The organism is Rhodoblastus acidophilus (assembly GCF_025961575.1).
GTDB lineage: Bacteria > Pseudomonadota > Alphaproteobacteria > Rhizobiales > Beijerinckiaceae > Rhodoblastus > Rhodoblastus acidophilus_C.
Genome location: NZ_JAOQNX010000051.1, coordinates 1 through 16487 on the forward strand (window position 1 = coordinate 1; position 16487 = coordinate 16487).

Here is a 16487-nt window from a genome sequence, read left to right on the forward strand (position 1 = left end):
GATAGGCGCGCTCCTGTCAGCTTTCACGCCGCAAGAGTGCGCCAATTTCTTCGCCGCAGCAGGATATGATCCGGATTAAGTCGAATCCGCTCTAGCCCTCACCCTGAGGAGCCCGCGGAGCGGGCGTCTCGAAGGGCGGGGGCGGTCCACGCGTCGTTCAGCGCAACCGCCCACGCAAGAAAAAACCCGGGAGACTTGCGTCTCCCGGGCCCATTGTTCCGTTTCCGACAAATCAGCGGATGATGTCGAAGGAATAGTCGGTCTTGCCGGCGATGATCGTGTTGGCGTCCATCGTGTCGAAGATCTTGTCGAGGATCGTCACGAGAACGTTCAGGCCGCCCTGGTAACCCCACACCGGATAACGGTGCTTGTGATGACGGTCGAAGATCGGGAAGCCGATGCGGATCAACGGGGTGTTGGTGTCGCGCTCCAGATACTTGCCGTAGGTGTTGCCGATCAGGAAGTCCACCGGACGGGTGAACAGCAGCGACCGCAGGTGCCACAGGTCCTTCTGCGAGTAGACTTCGCAATCCTTGCCGAACGGCGAGGAGGCGAGCAGCGCCTTCATCTTCTCTTCCCAACGCTTGTTGCCGTTGGTGGAGAGGATGGTGGTCGGCTCGGCGCCGAGCTCCAGCAGGAACTCCGCGAGGCCGTAGCAGAGGTCGGGATCGCCGTAGATCGCGAACTTCTTGCCGTGGATATGCGCGGCGGAGTCGGCGATGGCGTCAACCAGACGGCCGCGCTCCTTCTCGAGCGACGCCGGGATTTCGACGCCGGCGATCTTGGCGACGGTCATCAGGAACTTGTCGGTCGCCTTCACCGAAATCGGGTGATTGAAGGCGAACACGTCCTGGCCGTGCTCGGCGACGAAGGGCAGCGTCTTCTCGGTGCAATATTCCTGCATCGAGATGGTGGCCGAAGCGTGGACCGCATTGGTCGCCTCTTCGATGGTGGTGCCGCCGTCATACATGCGGAATTCGCCGTCGGTGGGGGTGTCCCACACGTCCGAATTGTCGCCGACGATGGTGTATTTCACGCCCATCTCGTTGAAGATGCGCTTGATTTCGCGCAGATTGCCGACGGTGTAGCCGTCGAAGCCGCCGAGGAAGTTGATCGAACCGTTCTTGACGGGGGTGATCTTCTCGACCGTGCCGGACTTGCCGTCCCAGAAATGCTCGAGCATGCCCTTCATGGCGTTGTCGTAGCCGGTGATGTGGCTGCCGACGAAGGCCGGGGTGTGGGAGAAGGGAACGTCGAAGTCAGCCGGGACCGAGCCCTTTTCCTTCGCGGTCTTGATGAAGGCGTTCAAGTCGTCGCCGATGACTTCCGCCATGCAGGTGGTGGAGACGACGATCATCTTCGGCTTGTACATGTTGTAGGTGTTGGCCAGGCCGTCGATCATGTTGTTGAGGCCGCCGAACACCGCCGCGTCTTCCGTCATGGACGACGACACGCAAGAGGTCGGCTCCTTGAAGTGACGGGAGAAGTGCGAGCGATAGTAGGCGACGCAGCCCTGCGAGCCGTGCACGAAGGGGATGGCGCCGTTGAAGCCGACGGCGACGAACACCGCGCCGAGCGGCTGGCAGGCCTTGGCCGGGTTGACGGTCAGGGCTTCGCGAGCGAAGTTCAGCTTCTGATATTCTTCGGTCTTGAGCCACTCGCGGACGCGCTCGACCTCGGCCGGATCGTGGCCCTGCTCGAACTTGGCCTTCTTGTTGGCCAGCATTTCCTGATATTCGGGACCACGGAAAAGGTCGAAGTGGTCGAGTACGTTGTCGGCGTTCTGCGCCATGGTCATGCCCTCTGCTATCTGAAGGAGCGCGCGCGAGACCGTTCGCCGGTCAGGCGGTCATTGCGTCCGATTGGGGGTTTAGGGGCCGGCTCCGGCGCCAGGGCGCGGAGCCGGCTTCCAAATTATTCGGCCGCGACGGCGGTGGCGGCGGCGTCCGCCTTCCAGGGCGCCTTGGTCATTTTCCAGACCGGCGAGTTGATCGCCATGTCCATGTCGCGGGCGAAGATGGCGAAGCCGTCATAGCCATGGTACGGGCCGGAATAATCCCAGCTGTGCATCTGGCGGAAGGGCACGCCCATCTTCTGGAACACGTACTTTTCCTTGATGCCGGAGCCGACCAGATCGGGCTGCACCTTCTCGACGAACTTTTCGAATTCGTAGCCGTTGACGTCGTCGTAGATCAGGGTGCCGTCCTTCACATAGTGCTGGGCGGTGCGCTGATAGTCGTCGTTATGGGCGAATTCGTAGCCGGTGCCGACCACTTCCATGCCGAGGTCTTCATACGCGCCGATGACGTGGCGCGGACGCAGGCCGCCGACGTAGAGCATGACCTTCTTGCCTTCGAGGCGCGGGCGGTACTTGGCGACCACCGCGTCCATGAGCGGCTGGTACTTGGCGATGACCTTTTCCGCGTTCTCCTTGATCTTGTCGTCGAAGAAGCTGGCGATCTTGCGCAGGGACTCGACAATCTTGGAGGGGCCGAAGAAGTTATATTCGCACCACGGAATACCGAATTTTTCCTCCATGTGACGCGAAATGTAGTTCATGGAGCGGTAGCAGTGGAGAACGTTCAGCTTAGCTTTCGGCGTAGCCTCGAGTTCGGCGAGAGTGCCGTCACCAGACCATTGAGCGATGACACGTAAACCCATTTCTTCGAGCAGGATGCGCGAAGCCCAGGCGTCGCCGCCGATGTTGTAGTCGCCGATGATGGCGACGTCATAGGGGGTCGACTCGAAGGCCGCCAGCTTGGCCTGGTCCTGCTTGTCGAAGATGTAGTCGCGCACCGCGTCATTGGCGATGTGATGGCCCAGCGACTGGGACACGCCGCGGAAGCCTTCGCAACGCACGGGAACGATGGTCTTGCCGCCGTATTCCTTCGACTTGGCCTTCGAAACCGCCTCGATGTCGTCGCCGATCAGACCGATCGGGCATTCCGACTGAACGGTGATGCCCTTGTTCAGCGGGAACAGTTCTTGAATCTCGTCCATCAGCTTGGCAAGCTTCTTGTCGCCGCCGAACACGATGTCCTTTTCCTGGAAGTCGGAGGTGAACTGCATGGTGCCGTAGCTGTCCACGCCGGTCACGCCGATGAAATAGTTGCGGCGCGAGGACCAGGAATACTGGCCGCAGCCGACGGGGCCGTGGGAGATATGGACCATGTCCTTGATCGGACCCCAGACCACGCCCTTCGATCCCGCATAGGCGCAACCGCGAATGGTCATGACGCCGGGGATCGACTTGATGTTGGACTTCACGCCGCAGTCGGACTTGCCCTGCTCGTGGACGTTCAGATGCTTGGCGCGGCGCTTGGCCGTCTTTTCCGGATAGACCGCCAGGACTTCCTTGATCAGGTCCTTGTTGCGCGCCTTGACGTCAACAGTATCTTCGTTCGCAACGCTCATGTCGCCACCTCTTCAAAATCAGCGCCTTGGGATAGCGGCGCATGCTCATCAGCCCCTGCCGGGGATGTCCGGCCGCTTCACAGCGGCCGGACGTTAGCCTCAAGCCTCCACGGCCTTCTTGCCGACCTGCGACTCGTCGATGGTCGGCATGATGCCGTGCTCCATCAGCAGGTCTTCGAGTTCGTCCATGGTGATCGGGGTCGGGATGGTGCCGTTGCCGGCATTGTTGTGCACCTTGTTGGCCAGGGTGCGGTATTCGCCGGCCTGCTTGGAGTCGGGGGCGTATTCCACCACCGTCATGCGGCGCAGTTCGGCGTGCTGCACGATATTGTCGCGGGGCACGAAGTGGATGAGCTTGCTGCCAAGCTTGGAGGCGAGGGACTCAGCCAACTCGTATTCCTTGTCGGTCTTGCGCTCGTTGCAGACCAGGCCGCCCAGGCGCACGCCGCCGGAATTGGCGTATTTCAGAATGCCCTTGGAGATGTTGTTGGCCGCATACATGGCCATCATCTCGCCGGACATGACGATGTAGATTTCCTGCGCCTTGTTCTCGCGGATCGGCATGGCGAAGCCGCCGCAGACCACGTCGCCGAGCACGTCGTAGGACACATAGTCCACGTCGTCATAGGCGCCGTTCTCTTCGAGGAAGTTGATGGCGGTGATGACGCCGCGGCCGGCGCAGCCCACGCCCGGCTCCGGACCACCGGACTCAACGCACTTGATGTCGCCGAAGCCGATCTTCAGCACGTCTTCGAGTTCGAGGTCCTCGACCGAACCGGCTTCGGCGGCGAGCGACAGGATGGTGTCCTGGGCCTTGGCGTGCAGGATCAGACGGGTGGAGTCAGCCTTGGGATCGCAGCCGACGATCAGGATCTTCTGGCCCATTTCGGTGAGGCCAGCGAGGGTGTTTTGCGAGGTGGTGGACTTGCCGATACCACCCTTGCCGTAGAAAGCGATCTGTCTCAAGCTCGACATGCTTTGCTCCTTGTTGAATTCCGTGTGTGGCTTCACTTCGCGCGTTTTGCGCGAGACTGTTTCTGTTCCTAGAAACGGACCCGCTTTGACGGGAAGGAACGCATCGCTCGTCTAGCGTCTGCGTGCGTTCAGCCCTTCACTCGCCGTTCCGCGGAGAGTGTTGCAACCGGTGTGCCAGAGCGATTTTTTTCACCAAGATGCTGATTTAATTACGTAATTTTTTTCTGCGCCGCAGAAGCCGCCTGGCGACGGCTGCCGACAGTCAAGTCGCGGCTGGATCAAACAAGACATGTTTGTCGTGAATTTTGCGCGGCCGTCGTGTCGTGGGCTGGCGCCGGAACGAAAATTGCAAAAACTTCAGGCAATTCCCCCGACCGGAGTTTTGGAAATGCAGATCGGCGTCGAAACCACGAAAGCCACCGACCAGCGGCGCGTCTTTGTCATCGACGAGGACGACATCACCCGCGCCGCGCTTCAATTCATGCTGCACGATGAAATCGAGACGCACGAACTCGCCACGCCGGAGGAGGCCTATGGAAAGGATGAGTGGCTGAAGCCTTCGGCCATCCTGCTCGGCGCCTCATTCCTCAAAGCGCGCGGGCTGGAGCTTGTCGGCGAGATTGTCGCAAAATTCCCCGGCGTGCGCATTTTGACGGTTTGCGACAAAGCCGACGAAGGCCTGGCGGTCGAAGCGATGAAGAAGGGCGCGGCAGGCGCGCTGGTCAAACCGCTGACCATTGAAGCGGTGCGCAAAAAGGTCGACGTCGTGCTCGGCCGCGGCGGCGCCGCGCCCCTCACCCAGCTCTCGATCATCTAACCTAGATGTAACGAGCCAATGCAGTAGCCCTCATGCTGAGGAGGCGCTGAAAGCGCCGTCTCGAAGCACGAGGGCGGTCCACGAGCCTCAGCGGCCTACCAAAAGTCATCCCTGGAAAGAAAGAAAATGACCCAAATTCTGTTTTACGAAAAGCCCGGCTGCGCCACCAACCGCAAGCAAAAAATCCTGCTGGCGGAAGCCGGCCACGAAGTTGTCGCGAAAAATCTGCTGAAGGAGCCCTGGACGGCGGAGCGCCTGTGCGCCTTCTTCGGCGACCTGCCGGTGGACGAGTGGTTCAACCCCAACGCGCCCCAGGTCAAATCCGGCGCGGTCAATCCCCGCGCTTTTGATGCCGAGCTCGCCCTGGCGAACATGGTGATCGAGCCGCTGCTGATCCGCCGCCCCCTGATCGAGGCCGACGGACAAAAATGTGCGGGTTTCAACCAAAACCTCGTCCAAACCCTGCTTGGCCCCGACAAGAAACCGGCCGAGACAGTCGCCTGTTCTCGGCCGGACGGAAGCCCCTGCCCCCCGGAAAAAATCAGCGCGGAATGAGCGCCCAGTAATCCAGGTCGAGGATCACGGAAGGATGGTAGTTTTCGCCATCCTTGAGCGGATGGGCGGCGCAGGGCTGGTCCTTGGTCGCGATGGTGCGCAGGCGCAGCGCGCCGACATCGCTGCGGCCCGGAATTTCGGCGCGCTCCAAAACTTCGGTCCAGGCGAACACGGTCAGCCCCGCGAACAGCGGGCTGACATGGCGTCCGCCATTGATCGCGGCAATGTGGAACGCGTTGCCCAGACCGTTAAAGCTGAGCGCGCGCGCCAGCGAAATGACGTGTCCGCCATAAATGAGCCGGCGGCCAAAACGCCCCTGCCCCTCGGAAAACTGGTTGAAATGCACCTTTGCGGTGTTTTGATACAGACGCGTCGCGAGTTGGTGCTCGGCCTCCTCCACCGTCATGCCATCGACATGGTCGATGCGCTCGCCCGGCAGATAATCGCCCCAGCGGTGCTTTGAGCCGGCCAGATCGAAATCATATTTGCGCACGTCGATCACCGGCAGGGCGTCGCCAAGCTGCTCCGGCGCAAGCGCGCGCGGCAGCTGCGGCACGACCTCCGCCGGCGCGGGGTTTTTCGGGTCGCGCTTGCGCACCATCACCCAGCGCACATAATCCAGGACCACAACCCCCTTCTGGTTGCGGCCGCGCGAACGCACATAGACCACGCCGGTCTGGCCGTTGGAATTTTCCTTCAACCCGATGACTTCGGAGGTCGCGGACAGCGTGTCGCCGGGATAGACCGGGGCGAGGAAACGGCAATCGGCATAGCCGAGATTGGCGACGGCATTGAGCGAAATGTCGGGAACCGTCTTGCCGAACACGATGTGGAACACCAACAAATCGTCCACGGGGCTTTTCGGATAGCCGATCTGATGCGCAAAGGCGTCGGAGGACTGAACGGCGAATCGCGGCCCATAGAGCGCGGTGTAAAGCGCGATGTCGCCGGTGGTGACGGTGCGCGGCGTCGCATGGGCGATCACCTGGCCGATGCGAAAATCTTCGAAGAAATTGCCTGAATTGGTCTTGCTCATCCAAAACTCCCGGTTTTGCCGGGTGCTGTGCCTCAAACGGCAGGGATTTGCAATTCGACTATGGGGTCCTGGCCGCGACCAGATGTTCGAGCTTTTCGACGAGCGCCAAAACCTCGCCTTGGATCCGCAAGGTCTTGCTGCGGGAGGTCGCGCCGGCGACGACGTCGATTCGCGACGCCGGCGTTTTGAGCTGTTTGGCGACCAGGGCGACCAGGGCGGCATTGGCCTTGCCGTCCTCCGGCACGGCGCGCACGCGGCACTTGAGCACACAATGGCCGTCGCCCAAAATTTCGACGCCCTCCAGGGCGTCGCGGGCGCTTTTTGGCGTCAAACGGACAAAGAGATCGAGTCCATCCGCCCGTTCGCGCCAGGGCCGCGTCATGAATAGGCGGCGCGCAAAAGGGCGTTGGCGAGCACGCCGAGCTCCATCTGGACGAAGGAGAGCAGCAGCAGCAGGACGATGGGGGAAATATCCATGCCGGCGATGGGGGGGAGAAAGCGGCGGATCGGGCGCAACACCGGCTCGGTGAGGGCGTTGGACATGTTCCACAGGGAGCGGACGAGGTCGTTGCGCATATTGATGACGTCGAAGGCGAGCAGCCAGGACATGACCGCCATGATGATGATGACCCACCAATAGAGGTTGAGGGCCATATCGATGACCTTGAAAACCGGGATGATGAAGGCGGCCATGGGGGCTCCGTGAGGAAGAAGGGATTGATTTAAGGCCTGAGCGCGGCGCAAACAAGCTTGTGATTTTTACAACGGGCGATTGACAGGGCGAGTTTGGGGCCCTAAACAGCGCCTCGGAGCGGGGCTGTAGCTCAGATGGGAGAGCGCTGCAATCGCACTGCAGAGGTCAGGGGTTCGAATCCCCTCAGCTCCACCAATTTACTCAACTATCTGATCTGCAACATGTTTTGGCGACAGTTCCACCAAACTGTCGCACAACGGTGTCGCACATCGACGCCGCGACAACGCGTGTAAACGGTTGTAAAACCGTCGAAAACAGGCGCAGCGACTGTAGCGCAAGCCTGTCGCACAACCCTGCCACACATCGTCAAAAGCAACGTCCAACCGGACTGTGGCTGCGCGGAACTGTCTGGCAATTTCGGATGAGGGTTCCGCGCGAGTGTGAGGAGACTGTGGGGCGGAAGTTCGTCAGTCGGTCGCTTCGAACGTCCGATTATCGTGAGGCAATCCGGAAGGCCCGACTCGTCGCGAGCGAGTTGCAGCAGTCATTCGATGCTATCCGAGCTGACAATGACGATTCGAGTGGGCGCCATTTTTCAGCTCAAGTGCCAGCACCTCCCACTTCGATCTATCAGGCCGAGGAGCAAAGGCAGCCTCGACCGATCACCGCACCCCGGAAGCCAGAGTTGACCTTGAAAGCGTTGTATGAACGCTACATTAGCGACCCTGCCGCTGAACGCTCGCCAAAGACGATGTTGGCCTATAACTCGACCTTCAATCGCCTCGCCGAACTCGTTGGGGAAGACACCCCCATTGGAGCAGGCAGTGACGCGGGAAGTTTGCCGCGACTTGCTTGAAACGCTGCGCTGCATGCCGTCGAACGCAACGAAACGGTATGGGAAGCTGAACGCGAGAGAAGCGGCGGAGCGAGCCAAGGTAGAGGGTCGTCGCCCGATGAGCGCGACGACGGTGAACGGCTACCTCAACAAATTGTCAGCCCTTTTCAATTGGGCCGAAAACGAGGGGTATATCCTGAAAAACCCGGCGCGCGGCTTGCGGGTCGTCGATCCAGTAAGGAAGAAGGACAAACGTCTTCCGTTCACAAATGAACAATTGACCCGAATCTTCCACGCTCCGCTCTACACGGGGTGCATGGACGACGAAGCTGGCTATGCTCATCCCGGAAAATGCAAACCGCGCCGTGGGCGCTTTTGGGTTCCGCTGATCGGCCTATTCAGCGGAATGCGTTTGAATGAAATTTGCCAGTTGGAAATCGCGGACATCAAGAAGATTGACGGGGTAGAATGCTTCGTTGTCACGAGTGAGACGCGATCTGGAACAATCGACAAGAAACTAAAGACAGAGAATGCAGAGCGTTTCATTCCAATCCATCCAACTTTGATCGAAATTGGAATTCTTGACTACGTGAACAGTCGCCGCACGTCAGGTCGGGGCAAATTATTCTCTGACCTCTCCATTGCCTCGACTGGATACTACAGCGACAACTTTTCCAAGTGGTTCGCGAACTTCCTCGACAAGGCCGGGGCCAAGGCGCCAAGAACGTCCTTTCACAGTTTCCGGCACAATTTCCGCGATGCTCTCCGCGAAGGCAAAGTGCGAAAGGATGTCGCCTACGCTCTTGGAGGGTGGGCAAATGAGAATGGAGACGGCGACGCCACAGCCGAAAATTACGGGCGCGGATTCAGCGTGAGCGTCCTACGGGAAGCGATCTCCAAGATAACATACGATGGGTGTGATCTCGAACACCTCAATCTTGGCCTGAATCTAAGGGGCGGCGGATGACATCTTCAAGCTGAGGTAAATCGCATTCTGCCGGTCCAGCGCCGCAATCTCGTCAACGCTCAACTTGAGATCGCGAATGATCTCGTTGACGAGTTCAAAAGGTTCCTCGAACTTAGCCACTCGCTTCCGGGTCTTGTTCCAGTCTGCGATATCTGGCCAAGCAAGGTCGATGACGCCTTTTTCCAGCCGACGAAGTTCGTCCTTCGGCATTTTCAGGGGCAGGCAGACAAATCCGCAATGCTTGCGAATAAACGCTTGCCGAACACGGCGAGCAATTGCGCCATCGCGCTCATTCGCGCGGGGATGTTTTCGGTCGTGCCATAGGCGACCAACTGAATAGTTGCAGGCCAGTTTATGGCTCCGATCTTCGGACCCGGCAATGTGGCGGTTCCAAATGCGATCCCTAAAGCTATCGCTGTCGGTCATCCCGACGTAATGTAGCACACCGCTGTGATCACCGAGGCCGTAAAGGCCAATAGCATCAGGCATGTCATCAAGGCGCCGAAAAGGTTGCGAAAGAAGATGATCAAGGGCGTGGCGGGGCGTGAGTAGCATGCGAGCTTTCTTCGAGAAGGTGAAGCGATTGGAAAATACTGTAAACGCTGACCGCGCAGCTTTTCTTCGGAATCCGAGGGCATTCGTTTGGGACGAGCGGCTGACGGAAGCTGACAAGCAGTTAGTCGCGACACTGAATGAGTCTCTGGGGCGCCTCAATGAACGGCGCGCCGTCGCAATCAACGTAGCGGGGCCTTTCGCTCGATCCAAGGTCGCTTGGAAACTCGCCGTATTTCAGCATGGCCTCTTGCATCGTCTGATTGCGCTCATGGACGGCACGTCGGTCGCGTGGAACAATCGCTGTGCGCTCTCCGCCATCCTAAGCGCCCGCGCGCTTATGGAAACGATGGCTGTGATTTCGGATTTCGCTCAAAAGGTCGCCGGAGCGCTCAACGCTGAGGACATCGGCGCTTTAGATGCGCTTGCACAACAAGGAACCTTTTCGAGCCGCGATGCAGAGTGGCTGAAGGATGCCCCGGAAACCAAGGCCGTGAATGTGTTGACATACATCGACCACTTCGACAAACGCGCTCAGGGATTCCGTCAACATTACAATACGCTGTCCGAGTGTTGCCATCCCAACTCGTTGGGCCATAACTTCATGTTCGGCAAGCTCAATCACGAGGACGGTTCTGTCCGCTTTTTCGACGAACGCAACCCCGAGCGCAACGGCGGAATGGTTCTTGCGGCGGTCGCGGTCTTTCCGCTCGCGGAATCGCTAATGAATGAGTTGGACGATCTAATCGCCAGAGTATCGAAGCTTCATCATCGCATTGCTCCAATTGGTGGCGCAACCGCAACAGCGGGATCGGACATGCCTTGAACTAGGGGCACGTGCAACGGACGCGGATGGCAATATTGGGCGTTCGAACACATCGAGCTTAGACGATGTACTGAGTGTAGAGACAATCACACTCCCGCTCTCTGCAACTTTCCTCCGATTAGGACTCATCTGGCTTTGTCCGCTTACGATAAGCGGTAAAGTTACGAACAGTTCCGGGAACCTGCTCAATCATTCCAGCCGCAATCATGCGGCCAAAAATTCTCTTTACTTGATAATCTTGCCTAATATGTGTTATTTCGCGCGCTGTTTTGTTTTTTATTGTGGCATTTTTCTCAAGGTAATCCATTATTGCTTCTTCAGGCGACGCGAGTGACTCGTGCCTTATCGTAACCAATACGCTATTTTCTCTTTCCTTGACAACGGGAACCTTCAGCCCAATTTGCTGCATCGCATTAAAAGCCGTATTCAATCCTTCGCCTACATCTTTATTAGGTGGGTCCGGGAACTTGTTGAGCATCCTAACAATTGCACCATTTCGCGCGAATCTTTCGTTTAGAATATTCGAAACAGTAACATGCGCAGGAAGACGCCCCGGGCTCTGCACTTCAACTCTGTTGTCAAATATTCTTATATGAACATCGTCGGCGATGCTGTAGTCTCTGTGAAGCACGGCGTTTGCGATGATTTCATGAAGCGTCTCTGGTGGATACGTTATGTGTTCAAGTCCTTTATCGCTCATTTTTTGTATTGTCTCTATGTTTGACGTTACAAAATTTACCGATTCCTTTATCTGAACATACAGGCAGCCCTCTATTGTGACGGGATCAAATGCAAGCGCCTCGCGAAAACCCTCTGGTTCGCTAGTTTTATATCGATAAACCTTCACGCGGATACCCCGAACGCAGTCTTGACGGTCGCGATCACCGACGCGAGATCAGCCGGAGCAACGGTATTGTTCGCTAAATATGACGAGAGGATTTGCGCCACATGGGCGGCATTGTCGTTTTCAGCCATTTGCGTTTCTCCGAATCTTGCCGATCACGTTGATTTGGAGTAACGCGCGCGTCTCATGCGTGTCAATATTGCCGCCAGAATTATTTCGCACTTGATAATGGCTTGTAACAGCCGAGTTGGCATCACTTCTCGTCAAATTTCGACGGTCAAGCTACCCCCCGTGGGGCAACCCTCTGTTGAGTTCGTCAAAATAACTTGATGCATCCCAGCGCGCTGCTCGCGCTTGAGAAGCGTGAATAACGGGCGTAACCTAAAATAGGTTAGCAACGCAAAGCCATGTCAGGACAGATTAGCTTCTTAGAAGAATGCATGCCAAGGGCTTTGCTTGCAAGCTTGTCTGCAATAATGCGGCGAGCCGTCAAGGGAGGCGATCATGATAAACAATGTTGAACTCGTGAAATCGCTCTACGATGCATTCAAGCGCGGTGATCTTGAGACGATCTTCGCCGCATCCGACCCGAACATCAGATGGATTTCAAACGCCGACCCGGCCCTTATTCCATGGGGCGGCGAACGCAACGGGGTTGAAGCGGCAAAAGGATTCTTCAAAGAACTCGCCGAGCACGTGGAATTTGAGTCCTTCGTGCCGGAGGAATTCCTCAGCGGCGCCGATACCGTTACGGTTCTTGGCCATTCCGCTGCTCGAATGAAGCAATCAGGAGGTTCGGTCGAACACGACTGGGCGCACATCTTTAAAATCCAGAACGGGAAAGTCTCGGAATTCCGAGATTTTACGGACACTCATGCGCTCGTTCAGGCTTATTTCGGAGGCGATATCCACTCGGTGACCGTCGCCGCATCCGATCAGACAGCGCGACTTCATCATTGAATTTGGATGTCGCTGAATGCACGTCCCGGCGGCTTGGCGCCCGCCGGGCATTTTTGTTTCATCGCTGTGATACGCGATCACCCGCATCGGGTTGCGCGAGTGCATCTTGAATGACCCTGACAAGTTCCGTTGTGCGGTAAGGCTTCAAAAGGAAGGCGACCGCGCCAGCCGCTAACGCACTGGCTTCAACGTTCAACAAAACGTCGTCGGTGGTGACAATGACCGGAAGTCGCAACCCGCGTTTTTTAAGTTCCTTAATCAACGCCAATTCGGATGTTCGGCTCTGCCGCACGTCTAAAACCACGCATCCTTTCGTGTCGGCTTTGACGGCGCCAAGAAAGCGTTCGCCCGAAACGAAATCGTAAACGAAAAATCCCGCGCCTTCGAGGGATATTGTAAGCTGCGCTCTATTGATTGGGTCGTTTTCAATGAGGAAGACTGCTATTTCTTTCATAATGTCTCCTGCACAGCACAATGATTCATTTGGTGGGCGGGAGATGTCGGAAATCACGCACTGAGCTACTGGATCGCCTGATCGAACATCTACTGTTTGTCCAGAAACCACGTCGCGCGGCTGAGATCGCTATCGCACTGCGGCCTATTCTCAACCGTGGATACATCGCTTTCCGCACTGCGCAGACACCGATTCCCTTCATAATCACGATTAAACCGAACGGAGAGGTTCTGACCAAACCTCACGTAGTCTCCCGCAGGCTGATAGTCACCTTTGGGCTGATAATCGCCTTTAGGCTGGTAATCCCCTTTTGGTTGATAATCTCCTTTAGGTTGAAATTTCTCACTCACCTCATTTTGACTGACATATTTCGTCGTGGCGTCAGCTTTCTCGGCAGCCATGACCGAGAACGAAATCTGCGTGATCTTACCTGTTGTAATAAATCTCACGATCGGGCGCGCCGACGTTCCATCGGAGAGCCCGCTGCTTACAACAGTAATGTTAACTTCGCGATTGTTTTGATTCAGAAATCCGGTGATACCGAGTTCAACTTGAGCGTGGTCCAGCTCAACCGAACCTACGTTGAACTCCAGACAATGCTGGGCGGATTTCGTCGCACCGCCGAGAGCGTATGTTCCATGAACAATGTATGTCCGCTGACCGGCAAAATTGACGCCAGCATCGAAACGGGCGCCCGAGGCGATTTGAGCGTCGTTGGGCAGCGCAGCGCAAGCCTTGATTGGCGCTTGCGTTTCTTCGGCGCGTATGGGCTGCGCCAACGCCATAGCCGAAAAAACGGCCAGCGGCCCCAAAATGCGAAGCGTCATTGCGTCCCTCCGAACGAGGCCCTTTGGGCCGCGCCAAATTCGCCTTCTGAGACGCCTGCTGATCGCGCCGACTTCAGTCGGCAGCGGCAACCATTCTCAAGGCTTGCATTCTTGATTTCCTCTAACGCAAGCTGCGCGGAGTCCTGCGATGATGTTGACCGGTCTGCGTCAGCGGACGCGTCCTCGGAACGTCAGCGCGGCGATTCGGTTCCGCGATGCAATACGGTGAACTCTCGCGCCTCGGGGATGGCTCACCCCAGAGCGACGGCGAGGGATCAAAGTAGCTGGCTCAGAGTTCTGCATGCTGCAATGCACCCAAATCTTGGGCCGAAATCATGCGTGACGAATTGATGCGATCGGTCGAAGCAGCCTTGCGCCTTGAAAAGCGCATCGCTCGGCAGCAAGAATTCATCCAAGTCCTTGAATCCGCAGGCCACACCAAGGCGGTTGAGGACGCGCGTGCGCTGTTGTCGGCGATGTGGGCCTCGCAGCATTCACATGTCGCCTGTCAAAATCGAATATCCGCCAGCTTGGCTCGATTTGAGGAAGCCAGTGGATGCGCGGTCTCCGGAACTCGGGAGATGTCTGGCGGTTGACGCGACGGGTCACAGGGAACACTTGCGCCCGGACGATTGGCTCAACGTCCGGGTCTTTCTTTGCGCGCCTTTGGACGGCGTGATCAACCAGACCCGCCGGGCATTTTATATCCTCGTCGCCGGGAGCGCAGGGTCTTCCATGTCTTCGAGTTCGGCACGAAGCAATCGCTCATGAGATTGCAAATGCTCTAAAGTGTGGACGAAGGTGTTTAGAGCATCCTCTGCGGAGATCACGGCGGCATGTCCTGCGCTTCTCATCGCGTTGACGACAGTGGCCTGACGAATAACGATCTCCCGGACACCAATGGCCAAGTCAACGGCCTGTTCAATCTCCCGTCTAAGCTCGTTCATGCGGCAGTTTCTCCGTGGTGACGAAAATATTCTGCTGCCGGATCGACAGCGTGCAATCCCGTACATCTCGCAAGAAAAACAAGCAGTTTCCCTCATGCGAACCGCGCCACAAGCATAGCTTTCGGCTGCTCAGTCTGCGCATCTCTCTTGATGCACACGAAATTATTACGCATAATCAATGAAATAGCGGAAGCGATAGGCTCCCGGCGACAGTCAAACCGCGCGGAGTCTCAGCATGCGGAACTCGGCCAAGGGCGCAGCAGACCGCGCCATCCAAGCAGTTGAGGCGCGATATCGTGATCGACTTGACGCGGTCCCGGCGCATGTCGCGGTTATCGATCCGGTTGGCCGCATAAGCCTCGTCAGTTCAAGGTGGCAAACGTTCGCCAATGACAACGGAGGGCAGGACGAAGGTTATCTCGGCGAGAATTACCTTGACGTCTGTCGAGCTTCGGCCTCAAGCGAAGCGGACGCCAAAACTGCCCTTGACGGCATCATCGGCGTTCTCGACGGAAACTCACCTCGGTTCTCGATGGACTATCCTTGCCATAGTCCGTCAACGCAGCGGTGGTTCACTATGGAGGTTGCCCCTCTTGATCCGCAACAACGCCTCGGTGCGGTTATCTCACACGTGAACGTAACCAAGGTCAAATTGCAACAATTGGCCTTGAGAGACATGGTCGACAGTATTCACGCATCTTTGGCTGACGTCTCAAATGTTAGATTTGGCACTCTTCCGCCCGCGCTTGACTCAAGAGATTCTCTGCATGCGCAAAATCTTACATCTATGCTCCACGAGACGGTGATCAACGCTCATTTTCTTGCCGCGCAGATGCTGGCATTCGCGAAGCGAGATGATTTTGTCGTGCAAGACGAAACGCGTGTCCTTGCGAGTCTTTTAATTGATTGGGCGCGAGACCTCGGTGACGACATGTTCCACGGGAAGAACCTGTTCGACGACAAACGCCGCCACTGAGCCACCTTGTGACATTTTCATGGCGCGGGTGATCTGGACGCTCCGAGAAAATGGGACCGTCTATGCGGCCTCGGGCTAACTATTGTTACGCCGAAGCTGTCCAGACAGCCGACCCAACGAACCAGAACGGCAGAAGCTTCCGCCGCAAAGATGAACGCATCCCGTTGTGCTATGGAGTGAAACCTGATCTCGACGCATTCGACCAATTCGACGCCGCCACGCTCCCGGAGCCATTCTAAAGCTATGACATCTTCAACTTCAACCACCCAGAACCTATCGTCGATGCGGCGGGCGTCCGACCAAATCTGTAAGAAGCCTTCTTTTGTCGAACGATCGTCGAAGCGGACCGCCCAGAACTCACTTAACCGGCTGGTTGTGTCGCCGCATTGATCAAGCCTTTGTAAGGCTTGATCAATCGTGCCAAAGAACCAAACGACTGAGCGATCGGTAGTGCCATCGCGATCGTAAATTTGATCCGGGTCCGGATCGTAATACGCAATCTCGCGGTATCTCATGGGATCAGCCTCTCGACCGGCTTAACCTGCCGGGTTCTTGCCTGATGTTCTGCGCCAGCGCGGCGTCGCAGAGGTCGTGTTGAGGGATTTTCATCTCGGTATTTATCATCGCCAACGCGGGCTGCGCGTCGCGATCCGGACGACATTGGTTGTGTTAGGCTGTGAGGAGCCGGCAGGCAGCGGGCGCAGCATCACCGGTAATACTAACGGCCCTCATGTCTGACCCACATGCGCCCAGTCGCGCATTCCGATTGAGGTGATGACGTCTGGCAGATCGGTGAGCTTGTTCCAGG

21 protein-coding genes and 1 tRNA gene are annotated in these 16487 nt (G+C 57.3%); 9 read left to right on the top strand and 13 right to left on the bottom strand.

All coding sequences use genetic code 11. The annotated features are described in order from the left end of the window. Positions 1-232 precede the first annotated feature (232 nt). From nifK to nifH, 3 genes are all read right to left on the bottom strand, one after another. Positions 233-1792, bottom strand: coding sequence for a nitrogenase molybdenum-iron protein subunit beta (gene nifK / locus M2320_RS22465; RefSeq protein WP_264599211.1), 1560 nt, complete (start codon positions 1790-1792; stop codon positions 233-235). Positions 1793-1914: 122 nt separating this feature from the next. After that, the gene (gene nifD / locus M2320_RS22470; protein ID WP_264599212.1) at positions 1915-3414 is read right to left on the bottom strand and encodes a nitrogenase molybdenum-iron protein alpha chain; all 1500 of its coding nucleotides are present in this window, start codon (positions 3412-3414) and stop codon (positions 1915-1917) included. 99 nt (positions 3415-3513) lie between these two features. Beyond that, positions 3514-4389, bottom strand: a complete 876-nt coding sequence (nifH, locus tag M2320_RS22475; protein ID WP_264599213.1) for a nitrogenase iron protein — start codon at positions 4387-4389, stop codon at positions 3514-3516. A 388-nt stretch (positions 4390-4777) separates the two neighbouring features. On the opposite strand from nifH, the gene M2320_RS22480 reads away from it, so the two are divergent. Both M2320_RS22480 and M2320_RS22485 read left to right on the top strand, forming a co-directional pair. Then, positions 4778-5206 carry a response regulator gene (locus tag M2320_RS22480; protein ID WP_264599214.1) on the top strand — a complete coding sequence of 143 codons (429 nt, stop codon included), beginning with the start codon at positions 4778-4780 and terminating at the stop codon, positions 5204-5206. A gap of 126 nt (positions 5207-5332) precedes the next feature. Next, positions 5333-5761 carry an ArsC/Spx/MgsR family protein gene (locus M2320_RS22485; protein ID WP_264599215.1) on the top strand — a complete coding sequence of 143 codons (429 nt, stop codon included), beginning with the start codon at positions 5333-5335 and terminating at the stop codon, positions 5759-5761. Here the strand turns inward: M2320_RS22485 and M2320_RS22490 are convergent. Genes M2320_RS22490 through M2320_RS22500 form a run of 3 tightly spaced genes read right to left on the bottom strand, consistent with a single transcriptional unit; the run spans position 5748 to position 7490 of the window. Further along, positions 5748-6797 (bottom strand): MaoC family dehydratase, encoded by a 1050-nt coding sequence (locus M2320_RS22490; protein ID WP_264599216.1) that lies wholly within the window; start codon positions 6795-6797, stop codon positions 5748-5750. The genes M2320_RS22485 and M2320_RS22490 overlap by 14 nt on opposite strands. Before the next feature lie 58 nt (positions 6798-6855). Then, positions 6856-7179, bottom strand: coding sequence for a DUF167 family protein (locus M2320_RS22495; protein WP_264599217.1), 324 nt, complete (start codon positions 7177-7179; stop codon positions 6856-6858). After that, complete coding sequence (locus M2320_RS22500) at positions 7176-7490, bottom strand: YggT family protein (protein ID WP_184428238.1); 315 nt, start codon at positions 7488-7490, stop codon at positions 7176-7178. Before M2320_RS22500 ends, M2320_RS22495 begins: the two co-directional genes overlap by 4 nt. A 120-nt stretch (positions 7491-7610) precedes the next feature. Here M2320_RS22500 and M2320_RS22505 point away from each other — a divergent pair. From M2320_RS22505 to M2320_RS22510, 3 genes are all read left to right on the top strand, one after another. After that, a tRNA-Ala gene (locus M2320_RS22505) sits at positions 7611-7686 on the top strand. Between the two features lie 64 nt (positions 7687-7750). Next, a complete protein-coding gene (locus M2320_RS23450) occupies positions 7751-8347 on the top strand; it encodes a DUF6538 domain-containing protein (RefSeq protein ID WP_425540712.1) in 597 nt (198 codons plus the stop codon). After that, positions 8316-9293 (top strand): site-specific integrase, encoded by a 978-nt coding sequence (locus M2320_RS22510; protein WP_264599218.1) that lies wholly within the window; start codon positions 8316-8318, stop codon positions 9291-9293. The genes M2320_RS23450 and M2320_RS22510 overlap by 32 nt, the downstream gene beginning before the upstream one ends. Here M2320_RS22510 and M2320_RS22515 read toward each other — a convergent pair. Next, entirely contained in the window at positions 9276-9848 is a 573-nt protein-coding gene (locus M2320_RS22515) for a hypothetical protein (RefSeq protein WP_264599219.1), read from the bottom strand. The genes M2320_RS22510 and M2320_RS22515 overlap by 18 nt on opposite strands. On the opposite strand from M2320_RS22515, the gene M2320_RS22520 reads away from it, so the two are divergent. Beyond that, positions 9847-10671, top strand: a complete 825-nt coding sequence (locus M2320_RS22520) for a hypothetical protein (RefSeq protein WP_264599220.1) — start codon at positions 9847-9849, stop codon at positions 10669-10671. The genes M2320_RS22515 and M2320_RS22520 overlap by 2 nt on opposite strands. A 118-nt stretch (positions 10672-10789) precedes the next feature. Here M2320_RS22520 and M2320_RS22525 read toward each other — a convergent pair whose 3' ends face one another. Then, positions 10790-11518 carry an ATP-binding protein gene (locus M2320_RS22525; RefSeq protein ID WP_264599221.1) on the bottom strand — a complete coding sequence of 243 codons (729 nt, stop codon included), beginning with the start codon at positions 11516-11518 and terminating at the stop codon, positions 10790-10792. After that, positions 11515-11646: a hypothetical protein gene (locus M2320_RS22530; RefSeq protein ID WP_264599222.1), complete on the bottom strand. Its 132-nt coding sequence runs from the start codon at positions 11644-11646 to the stop codon at positions 11515-11517. Before M2320_RS22530 ends, M2320_RS22525 begins: the two co-directional genes overlap by 4 nt. A gap of 373 nt (positions 11647-12019) precedes the next feature. Here M2320_RS22530 and M2320_RS22535 point away from each other — a divergent pair, with 373 nt between their 5' ends. Then, positions 12020-12475: a nuclear transport factor 2 family protein gene (locus tag M2320_RS22535; protein ID WP_264599223.1), complete on the top strand. Its 456-nt coding sequence runs from the start codon at positions 12020-12022 to the stop codon at positions 12473-12475. Positions 12476-12533: 58 nt separating this feature from the next. Here the strand turns inward: M2320_RS22535 and M2320_RS22540 are convergent, their stop codons facing one another. Together M2320_RS22540 and M2320_RS22545 are read right to left on the bottom strand one after the other, a co-directional pair. Next, on the bottom strand, positions 12534-12929 hold the full coding sequence (locus M2320_RS22540) for a response regulator (protein ID WP_264599224.1): 396 nt from the start codon (positions 12927-12929) through the stop codon (positions 12534-12536). Positions 12930-13018: 89 nt separating this feature from the next. Next, complete coding sequence (locus tag M2320_RS22545; RefSeq protein ID WP_264599225.1) at positions 13019-13756, bottom strand: hypothetical protein; 738 nt, start codon at positions 13754-13756, stop codon at positions 13019-13021. Between the two features lie 335 nt (positions 13757-14091). Between M2320_RS22545 and M2320_RS22550 the strand changes: the two genes are divergently transcribed. Next, positions 14092-14352 carry a hypothetical protein gene (locus M2320_RS22550; protein WP_264599226.1) on the top strand — a complete coding sequence of 87 codons (261 nt, stop codon included), beginning with the start codon at positions 14092-14094 and terminating at the stop codon, positions 14350-14352. A gap of 105 nt (positions 14353-14457) precedes the next feature. Here the strand turns inward: M2320_RS22550 and M2320_RS22555 are convergent, their stop codons facing one another. Next, positions 14458-14703 (bottom strand): hypothetical protein, encoded by a 246-nt coding sequence (locus tag M2320_RS22555; RefSeq protein WP_264599227.1) that lies wholly within the window; start codon positions 14701-14703, stop codon positions 14458-14460. 235 nt (positions 14704-14938) lie between these two features. On the opposite strand from M2320_RS22555, the gene M2320_RS22560 reads away from it, so the two are divergent. Continuing rightward, positions 14939-15679, top strand: coding sequence for a hypothetical protein (locus tag M2320_RS22560; protein WP_264599228.1), 741 nt, complete (start codon positions 14939-14941; stop codon positions 15677-15679). Positions 15680-15696: 17 nt separating this feature from the next. Here the strand turns inward: M2320_RS22560 and M2320_RS22565 are convergent, their stop codons facing one another. Further along, a complete protein-coding gene (locus M2320_RS22565) occupies positions 15697-16194 on the bottom strand; it encodes a hypothetical protein (protein WP_264599229.1) in 498 nt (165 codons plus the stop codon). Positions 16195-16487 lie beyond the last annotated feature (293 nt).